We start from the raw sequence: 13662 nt of genomic DNA, 5'->3' as shown, positions 1-13662 counted from the left end.
AGGTTAACATGCAACAAGGAATGTTGTCGTCATTACTCCTGAGTTTGTCACTGATTACAGTACCTGTGACGTTATCTGCAATGGAAATGCAGGAGTCGGAGGTAGAGCAGTGGCTTCAGGATACCCACATACAAGCGAAAGTCTCTGAGCTATTAGGTTATGCTTTTCGAGACGAAGTCAACACGCTTAAATTTTCTCTAGATCGACTCGCATACCCTCAACAAGAAGTGGTCCGTTATTTATTGCTCCAAAAAGTAGAACAGCAAAATTTAATTCTTACGCCAAGAATGGCTATTTTTGTTGAGTCTCAAATCAATATCACTCCAAGTTATCAAGTGTTAGAGCATGGTGATGGTTATGAATTCAGTGTGCCAGCATTCAATTTTCAAGCCATTGCTAGCCGTCTTATTAAGCGTTGGAAACAAGACCAAAGTACACTTGAGTTTGTATTAGACGCCGAACGACATGACTTGGTGTTGAAAGATTGGCTTACGGGAACATCCCAGCAGATTCAAATTCGTGAAGACTTGTTAATCAAAGAGCTTGATAGTCTTTCTATTGATGCGATTAGTGCATTAACCGCGCAATTAACTCAAGCCGATGTCACGAGTTGGTTACCCAGAAGTGCGGTGATTGTACGTTTGGCACAGGTCAGCCAAGAACAGGCGATGTACGATTTATTGTGGCGAATTCGAGCAGACTATAACAGCCGTACGGAACTTGATAGATTAGCGAGCGTTGGTGATGCGTTTTCGTTGCAACAACTGATGAATGCCACCGTCAATCCAACGTTAAAACCCTACGCAATCAGTCTTCTTGCGAGATCTCATCCGTTACAACCTAAAGTAAAACAATTTTTGATCGCTCGTATGGAGTTATCTGAAGACGCAACTCTTGTTGCTCGAGAGTTGGCAAAACAGGGACATCAAAGCTGGCTTGAAGAGCTAGTGTCGAGTAATCAACGAGTGAAAGCACGTCAAATAGATAGCGTTTTACGTTAAGTTCAATCACATACCCATACAAAATTGGAGGATCTTAGTGTCCTCTGATTTGTTATACTGCGAATAGTTTAATCAGCCAGCAAGAAAGCCTATGAGTTTTAAGGATTTACGCGAATTTATCGATCACCTGGAACAGAGTGGTCGATTGAAGCGCATTACTCACCCCGTCGATCCCGCTTATGAAATGACAGAAATCAGTGACCGTACGCTCCGTGCTGGTGGTCCTGCGCTGCTTTTCGAGAACCCAATTGGTTACGACGTTCCCGTTCTCACTAATTTATTTGGTACGCCAGAACGCGTTGCGATTGGTATGGGGCGTGACGATGTAAAGGAATTACGAGATGTCGGTAAACTGCTGGCCTATTTAAAAGAGCCCGAACCACCGAAAGGCTTTAAAGATGCATTAGAAAAACTACCGGTATTCAAACAAGTGTTGAACATGCCAGTTCGTCGTTTGCGTAAAGCGCGATGCCAAGAAGTTGTTTGGCAAGGTAATGATGTCGATTTGGACAAGATTCCAGTGATGAGTTGTTGGGCAGAAGACGTGGCGCCACTATTAACTTGGGGCTTAACCGTGACCAAAGGTCCGAATAAAAAACGTCAGAACCTCGGTATTTATCGCCAACAAAAAATTGCTAAGAACAAAATCATCATGCGTTGGTTAGCTCACCGTGGTGGTGCACTCGATTTGCGTGATTGGATGGCGTCTAACCCCGGAAAGCCTTTCCCGGTTTCCGTTGCATTTGGCGCTGATCCTGCAACGATTCTTGGCGCCGTTACACCAGTGCCAGATACATTATCGGAATATGCGTTTGCTGGTTTATTACGAGGGAGCAAAACCGAAGTTGTGAAGTCGGTGAGTAATGATCTAGAAGTGCCGGCGAGCGCTGAAATCGTGATGGAGGGTTACATTGACCCGAACGAATTTGCCGATGAGGGGCCTTACGGTGACCATACTGGCTATTATAACGAAAAAGAAAAGCATCACGTGTTTACCATTACGCACATTACTATGCGTAAAGATCCTATCTACCACAGTACTTATACAGGACGTCCGCCAGATGAGCCTGCTGTATTAGGAGTGGCATTAAACGAAGTGTTTGTGCCTATCCTGCAAAAGCAGTTCCCAGAGATTGAAGACTTCTACCTGCCGCCAGAGGGGTGTTCGTACCGAATGGCGGTAGTAACGATGAAGAAACAGTACCCTGGTCATGCCAAGCGCGTAATGATGGGGGTATGGTCTTTCCTACGTCAGTTTATGTACACCAAGTTTGTAATTGTGTGCGATGAGTCAGTGAATGCACGAGATTGGAATGATGTTGTTAAAGCCATGACCGAACATATGGATCCAGTGCGCGACGCGTTGATGATTGATAATACGCCAATTGATTCACTCGACTTTGCTTCACCAGTCGTTGGTCTTGGATCTAAGATGGGTTTAGATGCAACCATTAAGTGGGAAGCCGAGCTTGCAAGGTGTTCACAAGCGAAGACGCGAGAGAGCAAAGACATTACAGAAGTGGATTTGGAATCATTAAAAAAACAACGTCCAGAGATTGTTGATATTTATTTACCTCAGACAGCGAACAATCAGTTTGTTGTAGTGACGATGAAGAAAGACCAAGAAGGGCAATCCAAAGCACTGATGGAATACCTATGGGGCTTCTTTGCTCAGTATACTGACAATAAGTTTATTATCTTGTGTGACGATGACGTGGATGCACAAGATTGGAACGATATCATTTGGGCTGTGACAACTCGGATGGATCCGGATAGAGACACCATTCAAGTCAATGCAACGACAGAGAGCTCTTCTAAATTAGGATTGGATGCAACGAACAAACTCGGTTCGGAAGCAACACGAGAGTGGGGCACACCAATTGAAAAAAATCCGAAACTTGTGGCTAAAGTCGATGAGATTTGGGACCAGTTAGGTATTCTATGAGCCATCAAGTCCACCTTTTACCAATGGACGTCTCTTTCCAAGTAAAAGATGGAGAAACGGTGTTGGAAGCTGCGCTCAACAATAATATTCGCTTCCCCCACCGTTGCCAAGTTGGCGCTTGCGCCATGTGCATGTGTAAAAAGCTAGAGGGTGAGGTGAGTTATCACCTCGAGCCGATGCTAACCGAAAAAGAGCAACAGCAAGGTTGGATATTCCCTTGCCAAGCCTATACAGAAAGTAATTTAGTGCTTACTTTTGATGAGTAAGCGAGAGGAACACCATGACCATCCAATGTAAAGTAAAGTCTATTCAGCCGTTAGCTTGTAATACTTATCAAATTCTCCTCCACCCGGAATCGCCAGTGTCTTTTAAAGCTGGTCAGTACCTAATGGTTGTAATGGGTGAAAAAGACAAACGTCCTTTCTCTATTGCAAGCAGTCCTTGCCGTCATGAAGGAGAGCTAGAACTACATATTGGCGCAGCAGAGCATAATGCTTACGCGTTACAAGTCGTAGAGGCGATGCAAGCGGCGTTAGAAGCAGATGGTCATGTTGAAATTGATGCACCTCATGGTGATGCGTGGATTCAAGAACAAAGCGAACGCCCACTATTATTAATTGCTGGTGGAACTGGCTTTAGTTACGTACGTTCGATTTTGGACCACTGTGTAGCACAGAACAAAACAACCCCTATCTATTTATACTGGGGGGCACGCGATAGTCGTCAGCTTTATGCGAAAGATGAATTGATCGAAATTGCTGACAAATTCTCGAACGTGCACTTTGTTCCAGTAGTAGAAGATGCACCTAGCGAATGGCAAGGGAAAGTAGGGAACGTACTAGAAGCTATCAGTGAAGATTTCGAAAGCCTAGAAAACTACGATATTTATATTGCAGGTCGCTTTGAAATGGCTGGAGCGGCTCGTGAACAGTTCACTCAGAATAAGAAAGCGAAGAGTGAGCGCATGTTTGCAGATGCGTACGCTTTTATTTAAATAAGGCTTTCTAGGCATAAAAAGAGGGTTTTTTACCCTCTTTTTTGCTTTTTTGATGAAATAGTCATCGAACAGTTGTTTTTTTCCATTTTTTTTTAAAAAAGGGTTGCGCTGATTTCTCAAATCCCTATACTGCGCATCCACCGACACGGCAGACGCGATAAGGCTTCAGCAGGGTCGGAGAGGTGAGAAACTTCTGAGAAAATAAATTGAAAAAAGTGTTTGACTCTTTCAATTATATCGTTAGAATTCACCTCCGCTTCGAGAGAAAAGTTTCTCAGCAAGCAAGCTCTTTAACAATATAGACCTATCAATCTGTGTGGGCACTCGTTGATGATAATCCAATTAGGTATTTCTTTTCTTAGCGGAAAGCGGTATCAAATTAGGTTTCAATGAACTGAGTGACCAAACGAGTCGAAAGACTTGGCACAGTCAATTCATTATCGTTCTGTTGGAACGATAATAGCTTTAAAATTACTTCTTACTTTCGAGTAAGAGCAGTTTTGAAGTCAGTATTCATTGAGCCGAACAAAATCTTAAATTGAAGAGTTTGATCATGGCTCAGATTGAACGCTGGCGGCAGGCCTAACACATGCAAGTCGAGCGGCAGCGACAACATTGAATCTTCGGAGGATTTGTTGGGCGGCGAGCGGCGGACGGGTGAGTAATGCCTAGGAAATTGCCCTGATGTGGGGGATAACCATTGGAAACGATGGCTAATACCGCATGATGCCTACGGGCCAAAGAGGGGGACCTTCGGGCCTCTCGCGTCAGGATATGCCTAGGTGGGATTAGCTAGTTGGTGAGGTAAGGGCTCACCAAGGCGACGATCCCTAGCTGGTCTGAGAGGATGATCAGCCACACTGGAACTGAGACACGGTCCAGACTCCTACGGGAGGCAGCAGTGGGGAATATTGCACAATGGGCGCAAGCCTGATGCAGCCATGCCGCGTGTGTGAAGAAGGCCTTCGGGTTGTAAAGCACTTTCAGTAGGGAGGAAGGTTCATGCGTTAATAGCGTATGGATTTGACGTTACCTACAGAAGAAGCACCGGCTAACTCCGTGCCAGCAGCCGCGGTAATACGGAGGGTGCGAGCGTTAATCGGAATTACTGGGCGTAAAGCGCATGCAGGTGGTTTGTTAAGTCAGATGTGAAAGCCCGGGGCTCAACCTCGGAATTGCATTTGAAACTGGCAGACTAGAGTACTGTAGAGGGGGGTAGAATTTCAGGTGTAGCGGTGAAATGCGTAGAGATCTGAAGGAATACCGGTGGCGAAGGCGGCCCCCTGGACAGATACTGACACTCAGATGCGAAAGCGTGGGGAGCAAACAGGATTAGATACCCTGGTAGTCCACGCCGTAAACGATGTCTACTTGGAGGTTGTGGCCTTGAGCCGTGGCTTTCGGAGCTAACGCGTTAAGTAGACCGCCTGGGGAGTACGGTCGCAAGATTAAAACTCAAATGAATTGACGGGGGCCCGCACAAGCGGTGGAGCATGTGGTTTAATTCGATGCAACGCGAAGAACCTTACCTACTCTTGACATCCAGAGAAGCCAGTAGAGATACAGGTGTGCCTTCGGGAGCTCTGAGACAGGTGCTGCATGGCTGTCGTCAGCTCGTGTTGTGAAATGTTGGGTTAAGTCCCGCAACGAGCGCAACCCTTATCCTTGTTTGCCAGCGAGTAATGTCGGGAACTCCAGGGAGACTGCCGGTGATAAACCGGAGGAAGGTGGGGACGACGTCAAGTCATCATGGCCCTTACGAGTAGGGCTACACACGTGCTACAATGGCGCATACAGAGGGCAGCCAACTTGCGAAAGTGAGCGAATCCCAAAAAGTGCGTCGTAGTCCGGATTGGAGTCTGCAACTCGACTCCATGAAGTCGGAATCGCTAGTAATCGTGGATCAGAATGCCACGGTGAATACGTTCCCGGGCCTTGTACACACCGCCCGTCACACCATGGGAGTGGGCTGCAAAAGAAGTAGGTAGTTTAACCTTTCGGGGAGGACGCTTACCACTTTGTGGTTCATGACTGGGGTGAAGTCGTAACAAGGTAGCGCTAGGGGAACCTGGCGCTGGATCACCTCCTTATACGATGATTACTCACGATGAGTGTCCACACAGATTGATACGGTTTATAAGTAAAAGAGACGATACTGGGTCTGTAGCTCAGGTGGTTAGAGCGTTCGCCTGATAAGCGAGAGGTCGGTGGTTCGAGTCCACTCAGACCCACCACTTCCTTTTAGGAATTGGTATGCAGTATCGACACCTAGATGGGGCTATAGCTCAGCTGGGAGAGCGCCTGCCTTGCACGCAGGAGGTCTGCGGTTCGATCCCGCATAGCTCCACCATCTTTAAGCACTCTTACGAGAGTTTTTAAAAATGGTTCTTAATGAATCTAGCTCTTTAACAATTTGGAAAGCTGACAAAACAAATCTTGTCTTAAATAGATAAGCATTTGTTTGTAAAGTTCTCAAAGTATTCATTTCGATGAATACACAAAAACACATTCAAGTGTTCTTGGGTTTTGCGAAAGCAAAACATATTTGAGTCCGGCAAAATCGATAGCTATCTCGCTCATTTAAATAATGAGATAGCAACTTTGGTTGTTTAAACAACAAACTCAAGATTTCTTCTGAAACTCTTTGGGGTTGTATGGTTAAGTGACTAAGCGTACACGGTGGATGCCTTGGCAGTCAGAGGCGATGAAAGACGTAGTAACTTGCGATAAGCCCAGATTAGGTAGTAACAACCATTTGAGTCTGGGATTTCTGAATGGGGAAACCCACTAGCACAAGCTAGTATCATTAACTGAATTCATAGGTTAATGAGGCGAACCGGGGGAACTGAAACATCTAAGTACCCCGAGGAAAAGAAATCAACCGAGATTCCGAAAGTAGCGGCGAGCGAAATTGGACTAGCCCTTAAGCTTTATATGCGTTAGACGAACGGTCTGGAAAGTCCGGCGATACAGGGTGATAGCCCCGTAGTCGACAACGCACATTCAGTGAAATCGAGTAGGGCGGGACACGTGATATCCTGTCTGAATATGGGGGGACCATCCTCCAAGGCTAAATACTACTGACTGACCGATAGTGAACCAGTACCGTGAGGGAAAGGCGAAAAGAACCCCTGTGAGGGGAGTGAAATAGAACCTGAAACCGTGTACGTACAAGCAGTAGGAGCAGGCATTACGTCCTGTGACTGCGTACCTTTTGTATAATGGGTCAGCGACTTATATTCAGTGGCAAGGTTAACCATCTAGGGGAGCCGTAGGGAAACCGAGTCTTAACTGGGCGTTCAGTCTCTGGATATAGACCCGAAACCAGGTGATCTAGCCATGGGCAGGTTGAAGATTGAGTAACATCAATTGGAGGACCGAACCGACTAATGTTGAAAAATTAGCGGATGACTTGTGGCTAGGGGTGAAAGGCCAATCAAACCTGGAGATAGCTGGTTCTCCCCGAAAGCTATTTAGGTAGCGCCTCGGACGAATACTACTGGGGGTAGAGCACTGTTAAGGCTAGGGGGTCATCCCGACTTACCAACCCTTTGCAAACTCCGAATACCAGTAAGTACTATCCGGGAGACACACGGCGGGTGCTAACGTCCGTCGTGGAGAGGGAAACAACCCAGACCGCCAGCTAAGGTCCCAAATTATTACTAAGTGGGAAACGATGTGGGAAGGCTCAGACAGCCAGGATGTTGGCTTAGAAGCAGCCATCATTTAAAGAAAGCGTAATAGCTCACTGGTCGAGTCGGCCTGCGCGGAAGATGTAACGGGGCTAAGTAATAAACCGAAGCTGCGGCAATGAAGTTTACTTCATTGGGTAGGGGAGCGTTCTGTAAGCCGTTGAAGGTGTGTTGTAAAGCATGCTGGAGGTATCAGAAGTGCGAATGCTGACATGAGTAACGATAAAGGGGGTGAAAAACCTCCTCGCCGGAAGACCAAGGGTTCCTGTCCAACGTTAATCGGGGCAGGGTAAGTCGACCCCTAAGGCGAGGCCGAAAGGCGTAGTCGATGGGAAACGGGTTAATATTCCCGTACTTCTTACAATTGCGATGGGGGGACGGAGAAGGCTAGGTGGGCCTGGCGACGGTTGTCCAGGTTCAAGTGCGTAGGCTTAAGAGTTAGGTAAATCCGGCTCTTTCTAAGGCTGAGACACGACGTCGAGCTACTACGGTAGTGAAGTCATTGATGCCATGCTTCCAGGAAAAGCCTCTAAGCTTCAGATTGTAAGGAATCGTACCCCAAACCGACACAGGTGGTCGGGTAGAGAATACCAAGGCGCTTGAGAGAACTCGGGTGAAGGAACTAGGCAAAATGGTACCGTAACTTCGGGAGAAGGTACGCTCTTGATGGTGAAGTCCCTTGCGGATGGAGCTGACGAGAGTCGCAGATACCAGGTGGCTGCAACTGTTTATTAAAAACACAGCACTGTGCAAAATCGTAAGATGACGTATACGGTGTGACGCCTGCCCGGTGCCGGAAGGTTAATTGATGGGGTTAGACTTCGGTCGAAGCTCTTGATCGAAGCCCCGGTAAACGGCGGCCGTAACTATAACGGTCCTAAGGTAGCGAAATTCCTTGTCGGGTAAGTTCCGACCTGCACGAATGGCGTAATGATGGCCACGCTGTCTCCACCCGAGACTCAGTGAAATTGAAATCGCTGTGAAGATGCAGTGTACCCGCGGCTAGACGGAAAGACCCCGTGAACCTTTACTACAGCTTGGCACTGAACATTGACCCTACATGTGTAGGATAGGTGGGAGGCTTTGAAGCAGGTACGCTAGTATCTGTGGAGCCGTCCTTGAAATACCACCCTTGTAGTGTTGATGTTCTAACGTCGACCCCTTATCGGGGTTGCGGACAGTGCCTGGTGGGTAGTTTGACTGGGGCGGTCTCCTCCCAAAGAGTAACGGAGGAGCACGAAGGTGGGCTAATCACGGTTGGACATCGTGAGGTTAGTGCAATGGCATAAGCCCGCTTGACTGCGAGAATGACAATTCGAGCAGGTGCGAAAGCAGGTCATAGTGATCCGGTGGTTCTGAATGGAAGGGCCATCGCTCAACGGATAAAAGGTACTCCGGGGATAACAGGCTGATACCGCCCAAGAGTTCATATCGACGGCGGTGTTTGGCACCTCGATGTCGGCTCATCACATCCTGGGGCTGAAGTCGGTCCCAAGGGTATGGCTGTTCGCCATTTAAAGTGGTACGCGAGCTGGGTTTAGAACGTCGTGAGACAGTTCGGTCCCTATCTGCCGTGGGCGTTGGAGAATTGAAAGGGGCTGCTCCTAGTACGAGAGGACCGGAGTGGACGAACCTCTGGTGTTCGGGTTGTGTCGCCAGACGCATTGCCCGGTAGCTAAGTTCGGAATCGATAACCGCTGAAAGCATCTAAGCGGGAAGCGAGCCTTGAGATGAGTTCTCCCTGATACTTTAAGTATCCTAAAGGGTTGTCGGAGACTACGACGTTGATAGGTCAGGTGTGTAAGTGCTGTGAGGCATTGAGCTAACTGATACTAATTGCCCGTGAGGCTTAACCATACAACACCCAAAGGGTTTTGATGGACTCAAAGCAAGAACAAGACTTGATTGTGTAGAGAACACAGAAACAGCTTTCCAGATTAAAGAATTTGCTTGGCGACCATAGCATTTTGGACCCACCTGATTTCCATTCCGAACTCAGAAGTGAAACGAAATAGCGCCGATGGTAGTGTGGGGTTTCCCCATGTGAGAGTAGGACATCGCCAGGCTTTAATATCGTTTTTAGATTTTAAAAAATCTAAAGGCAAAACTGAGATTTAGCATCATTAGTATAAGACTAAATTTTAGTAAAAATTTGCGGAGAGATGGCTGAGTGGTTGAAAGCACCGGTCTTGAAAACCGGCGTACGTTAATAGCGTACCTAGGGTTCAAATCCCTATCTCTCCGCCACTACACAGAAAGCCTGCAAAGAAATTTGCAGGCTTTCGTCATTTCTGACGTCTAATAACTTTTCTGACGTTTAACAGCTAGGTGAGATTTACATTAATCCCTTAGTTTTCTCGAGTTAACTAACCTACGCTTTCAATCAATCCCAACCCAGCCAATTAACTGTTCAGGTTTATCCTGTTTCTTTTGTACATGTTTATTGCGCGATCTCTGCACTCAGACATCCATTCAAAGCATACGACAAATCTTAGAAACCATGCCGCTATAATCAGTGAAACTGTGCTTGGCTAAATCGCCTTGTTTTAAGCATTTTCCTGTCCTAAATCTGATCACTTAATCACGATTGGTATCGGCAGAACGCCTTTTCTTAGGCAAAAAGCGAGAGCTCGTTGAATCATGATTGGTTATATTTTTCTGACTTTCTGGATGGTTATAGAGGGGTATATGACGATAGGAGTTTATGTCGGCATTAGCTTCAGTAACAAACATTAACGTTTGCTCTTCAGGGATAACTAGGTTCTGAATATATCGAATTAGGAATGCAGTGGTTTGATGGGACTTATTCTGTTAGGTGCGAGATAGGAAAAATACAAAGGAAATAAAAAAGCCGACATCATTGTCGGCTTTACATTTTCTAGAACGCTTAATTGCTTTGAACTAGCGTTAACGCTTTACGAGAGACTTCGTGAGCGGCTTTAGTTAAGTTTTGTTTCTCTAGTGTGTCTGCTAGGAATGCGTAATCAGATACGTTTGAGCGAACTTTTAGCGCGACTTCAAAGTGTTGCTGTGCCTCTGGCCATTTTTCCTGACGGAAGAACAAATGTGCTAATGCACTGTGTGCCGCAGCATTATCTGATTCGCGCTTTAGTACAGTCTCAAGGAAAACAATCACGGGATGACTATCTGGTAAGTTGAGATCTGGTAGCAGTTGGTAAAGCTCTGGTGTTGAGTGCTTCTTAAGTGCTTCTTTGATCACCGTGAACGCTTCGGAGTCAGCTTTACGTGAAATAAGTTCGTGTGCAAAACATGTGATTAGGTGAGCATCTTGTTTAACTTTTCTTGGGAGGCTATTCCAATGAGAAATAAGCCCCTCACTGCCTTGTTGTTGGGCAACTTCATGCAATAAACCGCATTGTGCTTTTTGAATTAACTCGGATTGTTCTTCTTCTGTCACCAATTTGGCTTTAGTAAGCTGAGGCATCAGGTCGATCAGCGGTTGCCATAGCTTAAGCTGCATGTAGGTAGTTTTTAGCAGGTTAAGAACTATGGAGTTATTCGCGTACTGGCCTTTTAGTGCTTGCAAGGTATCGAAAGCAGATTCAAATTCATTATCACGAATAAATTGTTTTGCTCGAGTTAGCTCCACCGCGAGGTGGGCATTTTCTTGTTGGCTCGCGAGTTCTAGGTATTGGTCGCGTTTTGCTTTGTCACCTTGACCTTGCGCGGCTTCTGAAGCCACTAAGTAGCAGAGCAAAGGCATATCGTGGTGGTTAGCCCAGCGGGTTACTTTTTTCTCTGCGCCTTTCCAATCACCCTCTAGTAACTTTATGATACCTTCGTTGGTGTAGCGACGAGAGCGACGCATCTTACGTACGCTGAAGTAGTTCCATGTGCTTGAACTTGCATAGACCACTTTTTTTACCAAGTATTCAAGCAAGAATAGAGCAGCTAGCGCAGCTATCACGAAAATAACCAGTGTTGTGACACTCATTTCAAGGGTGGTATTCGCAATCGAGATCAGTACATAACCTTGCTGACCTGAAAACTGTGTACCGACAAAAAGGCCTGCACCGAGAATAACGAATAGGAAAATAAGACGAACCATTATTTATCCTCCGTACCTGTCATTGTTGTCACTTCACGACGTAGACGCTCGCGAATCACATCAGATAATTGATTTTGGCTTTCTAGTTTTGAAGGGTACTCAACATCAATGTCTTTTTTACTTAATTGGCCAAGTGCTTTGTTGAATTCTTTTACTGAGTTGTCGTCTTGGTTAAAGAACGCCATCGCCCATTTGTCTGCAGTTTCTAAAGAGGTTGTATAGATTTCACTTTGCTCCTGGTATACCGCTTTGATGGCCGTTTCTAGTTTTGCTTTGATATTTTCTTTCAAGTAGAAATGTTGCTGTGGAGACAGGAGTGGAATGACGTTGCCGTCACGAGTACGGAAAGTAATGAAGTTCTCTGAGAAGTCTTTTAGTGACGTTATCAGGTTGTCTTGCCAGTTTGCAATATCTTCGGATACTTCTTTTTTCTCGATCGCAGCTGCTTCTGGAAGCAGTGCATTTGCAAGCGGCAACTTATCAACTTGTTGTTGAAGTGCAGTAAGGCGTAAGACTAGGCCATCACGGTCAATTAAAGGCACAGTGCGCAGCTTAGTAATGTCATTTGCCATTGCTTTACGCAGCCTAACAAGGCTTGGGTCATTTAATGCTGCTATACGCTGATCGGCACTTTCCATAAGCTGGGTTGCGCTTTCAACATCGTGTTCTAGAAATAGTTTACGCCCAGCCAGTTTGACTAAGTAGTCAGCTTCCGCCAATAACCAATCGTTTGGACGACGGCCTTTTACATCAGCAACTGCCAGTTGCAGACTCTCAATGCTTTTTTGTTGCTGACCAAGTACCACTTCCGCTTTATGAGTCGCAGTCGTTGCTTTCTCAATGGTTTCTTTTTGTACTTGGCTTAACTCTTGTGTGATGGACGTTTGTGTTTGTTTTAATTGGCTTTGAAGCAGTGCGATTTGAGCTTGATACTCAGACTGTTGCTCAAGAAGTTTGTAAGTCAAACCGCCACCAAAAACAATCGAAAGGATGATAGCAACGGTACCGAGCTTCACGCCACGCTTGCCATGCTTTTCTTCAAGTTCAGGCTTATTCGAGTCGGTCTGTTTCTTTGGCTCTACTGTTTCAGGTTCTGTTTTTTTTGATTCAGTTTCCTTTTTTGCTAGGTCTTTTTCAGCTAGCGGTGCCGATGCGTTGTTGTCGGCAAGGTTCTTATCATTATTTTTCTGATCGTTATCTTTACTTGTCATGCCTATATCCTGTGTAGCTAGGGCTGGAGAGCAGCCAGTAATTCTTGGTTCGATGCGCTTCCTGTGCACCTGACCTGAGTGAAGCCCCGTTGAATTGCGATGTCAGCGATCCGCTGACTGGGGATAAACAACTCTTGTTGGGTAAGCCAAGCTAATTGTTTTGGATTTAACTGGCTGCACAAAAAGTCCAGTTGCTCACCACTTGTGATGATAATCTGGTTGATATTTTGAGTTTTCCATAGTGAAACACAGCTTACTGGATCGAACGGGATAAGTTCTCTCTTATATGTCTCACTATAGTGAACTTTTGCACCTTGTCTCACCAATGCTTCTTTTATTAATTCGCGACCGCCATTTCCACGAAGGATGAGTACCGTCTGTCGTTTTAAATTTTGTAACTCAGGGAGTTGTAACAGGTGCTCACTATCACTAACTTGTGGATAGTGTACTTTCTGTTGTGTGCATTTGCTTAAATAGTGTGCGGTTTTTTGACCGACGGCAAGGTAAATAGCCTGCTTTGGCCATGGAGTTTGATTGTTTTGCAAGATTTGCTGCGCGCATAGCACCGCATGTTGACTGACTGCGATGATGATATGAGCGTGTTCTACGAATTTAGAAAGGTTTGTTTCTTCAAGATCGGCGACGATGTCGATCAGAGGATGATGAATAGCGTCAATGCCGTGCCTTTCGAGTAGAGAGCAAAGCGCGTTGCCTTGCTCTCCCGGCCGAGTGACCAACACTGCCATG

7 protein-coding genes, 3 tRNA genes and 3 rRNA genes are annotated in these 13662 nt (G+C 46.0%); 10 read left to right on the top strand and 3 right to left on the bottom strand.

All coding sequences use genetic code 11. The features are described 5' to 3' along the window. The first annotated feature begins 8 nt into the window (after positions 1–8). The 10 genes from VA249_RS14220 (at position 9) to VA249_RS14175 (ending at position 9882) form a co-directional block, all read left to right on the top strand. Entirely contained in the window at positions 9–1001 is a 993-nt protein-coding gene (locus VA249_RS14220; protein WP_221068351.1) for a hypothetical protein, read from the top strand. Between the two features lie 91 nt (positions 1002–1092). Continuing rightward, entirely contained in the window at positions 1093–2946 is a 1854-nt protein-coding gene (gene ubiD / locus VA249_RS14215) for a 4-hydroxy-3-polyprenylbenzoate decarboxylase (protein ID WP_221068350.1), read from the top strand. Further along, positions 2943–3212 (top strand): 2Fe-2S iron-sulfur cluster-binding protein, encoded by a 270-nt coding sequence (locus VA249_RS14210; protein ID WP_221068349.1) that lies wholly within the window; start codon positions 2943–2945, stop codon positions 3210–3212. The genes ubiD and VA249_RS14210 overlap by 4 nt, the downstream gene beginning before the upstream one ends. 14 nt (positions 3213–3226) lie before the next feature. Further along, positions 3227–3940, top strand: coding sequence for an NAD(P)H-flavin reductase (fre, locus tag VA249_RS14205; RefSeq protein ID WP_221068348.1), 714 nt, complete (start codon positions 3227–3229; stop codon positions 3938–3940). 538 nt (positions 3941–4478) lie between these two features. Further along, positions 4479–6033 (top strand): 16S ribosomal RNA (locus tag VA249_RS14200). 67 nt (positions 6034–6100) lie between these two features. Further along, positions 6101–6177, top strand: a tRNA-Ile gene (locus tag VA249_RS14195). Between the two features lie 40 nt (positions 6178–6217). After that, positions 6218–6293: transfer RNA gene (locus tag VA249_RS14190), tRNA-Ala, on the top strand. A 306-nt stretch (positions 6294–6599) separates the two neighbouring features. Further along, a 23S ribosomal RNA gene (locus VA249_RS14185) occupies positions 6600–9492 on the top strand. Between the two features lie 92 nt (positions 9493–9584). Beyond that, positions 9585–9701, top strand: a 5S ribosomal RNA gene (rrf, locus tag VA249_RS14180). The 16S, 23S and 5S rRNA genes sit together here with 3 tRNA genes alongside, the layout of an rRNA operon. A gap of 90 nt (positions 9702–9791) precedes the next feature. After that, a tRNA-Ser gene (locus VA249_RS14175) sits at positions 9792–9882 on the top strand. A 640-nt stretch (positions 9883–10522) separates the two neighbouring features. Here VA249_RS14175 and VA249_RS14170 read toward each other — a convergent pair. From VA249_RS14170 to VA249_RS14160, 3 genes are read right to left on the bottom strand one after another with little or no spacing between them, the layout of a single operon-like run. Next, positions 10523–11704, bottom strand: coding sequence for a heme biosynthesis protein HemY (locus tag VA249_RS14170; protein WP_128809846.1), 1182 nt, complete (start codon positions 11702–11704; stop codon positions 10523–10525). Next, positions 11704–12915 carry a uroporphyrinogen-III C-methyltransferase gene (locus VA249_RS14165; RefSeq protein WP_221068347.1) on the bottom strand — a complete coding sequence of 404 codons (1212 nt, stop codon included), beginning with the start codon at positions 12913–12915 and terminating at the stop codon, positions 11704–11706. Before VA249_RS14165 ends, VA249_RS14170 begins: the two co-directional genes overlap by 1 nt. A gap of 17 nt (positions 12916–12932) precedes the next feature. Next, complete coding sequence (locus VA249_RS14160; protein ID WP_221068346.1) at positions 12933–13661, bottom strand: uroporphyrinogen-III synthase; 729 nt, start codon at positions 13659–13661, stop codon at positions 12933–12935. Position 13662 lies beyond the last annotated feature (1 nt).

The organism is Vibrio alfacsensis (assembly GCF_019670485.1).
GTDB lineage: Bacteria > Pseudomonadota > Gammaproteobacteria > Enterobacterales > Vibrionaceae > Vibrio > Vibrio alfacsensis.
The sequence above is the reverse complement of the archived record's forward strand: the minus strand, read 5'-3'. Positions and strand labels throughout refer to the sequence as shown.

What these genes read in the sequence shown, in the direction of transcription:
- VA249_RS14165 (WP_221068347.1), bottom strand. Translation starts at nt 12,915, where the DNA reads ATGACAAGTAAAGATAACGATCAGAAAAATAATGATAAGAACCTTGCC.
- VA249_RS14220 (WP_221068351.1), top strand. Translation starts at nt 9, where the DNA reads ATGCAACAAGGAATGTTGTCGTCATTACTCCTGAGTTTGTCACTGATT.
- fre (WP_221068348.1), top strand. Translation starts at nt 3,227, where the DNA reads ATGACCATCCAATGTAAAGTAAAGTCTATTCAGCCGTTAGCTTGTAAT.
- VA249_RS14210 (WP_221068349.1), top strand. Translation starts at nt 2,943, where the DNA reads ATGAGCCATCAAGTCCACCTTTTACCAATGGACGTCTCTTTCCAAGTA.
- VA249_RS14160 (WP_221068346.1), bottom strand. Translation starts at nt 13,661, where the DNA reads ATGGCAGTGTTGGTCACTCGGCCGGGAGAGCAAGGCAACGCGCTTTGC.
- VA249_RS14170 (WP_128809846.1), bottom strand. Translation starts at nt 11,704, where the DNA reads ATGGTTCGTCTTATTTTCCTATTCGTTATTCTCGGTGCAGGCCTTTTT.
- ubiD (WP_221068350.1), top strand. Translation starts at nt 1,093, where the DNA reads ATGAGTTTTAAGGATTTACGCGAATTTATCGATCACCTGGAACAGAGT.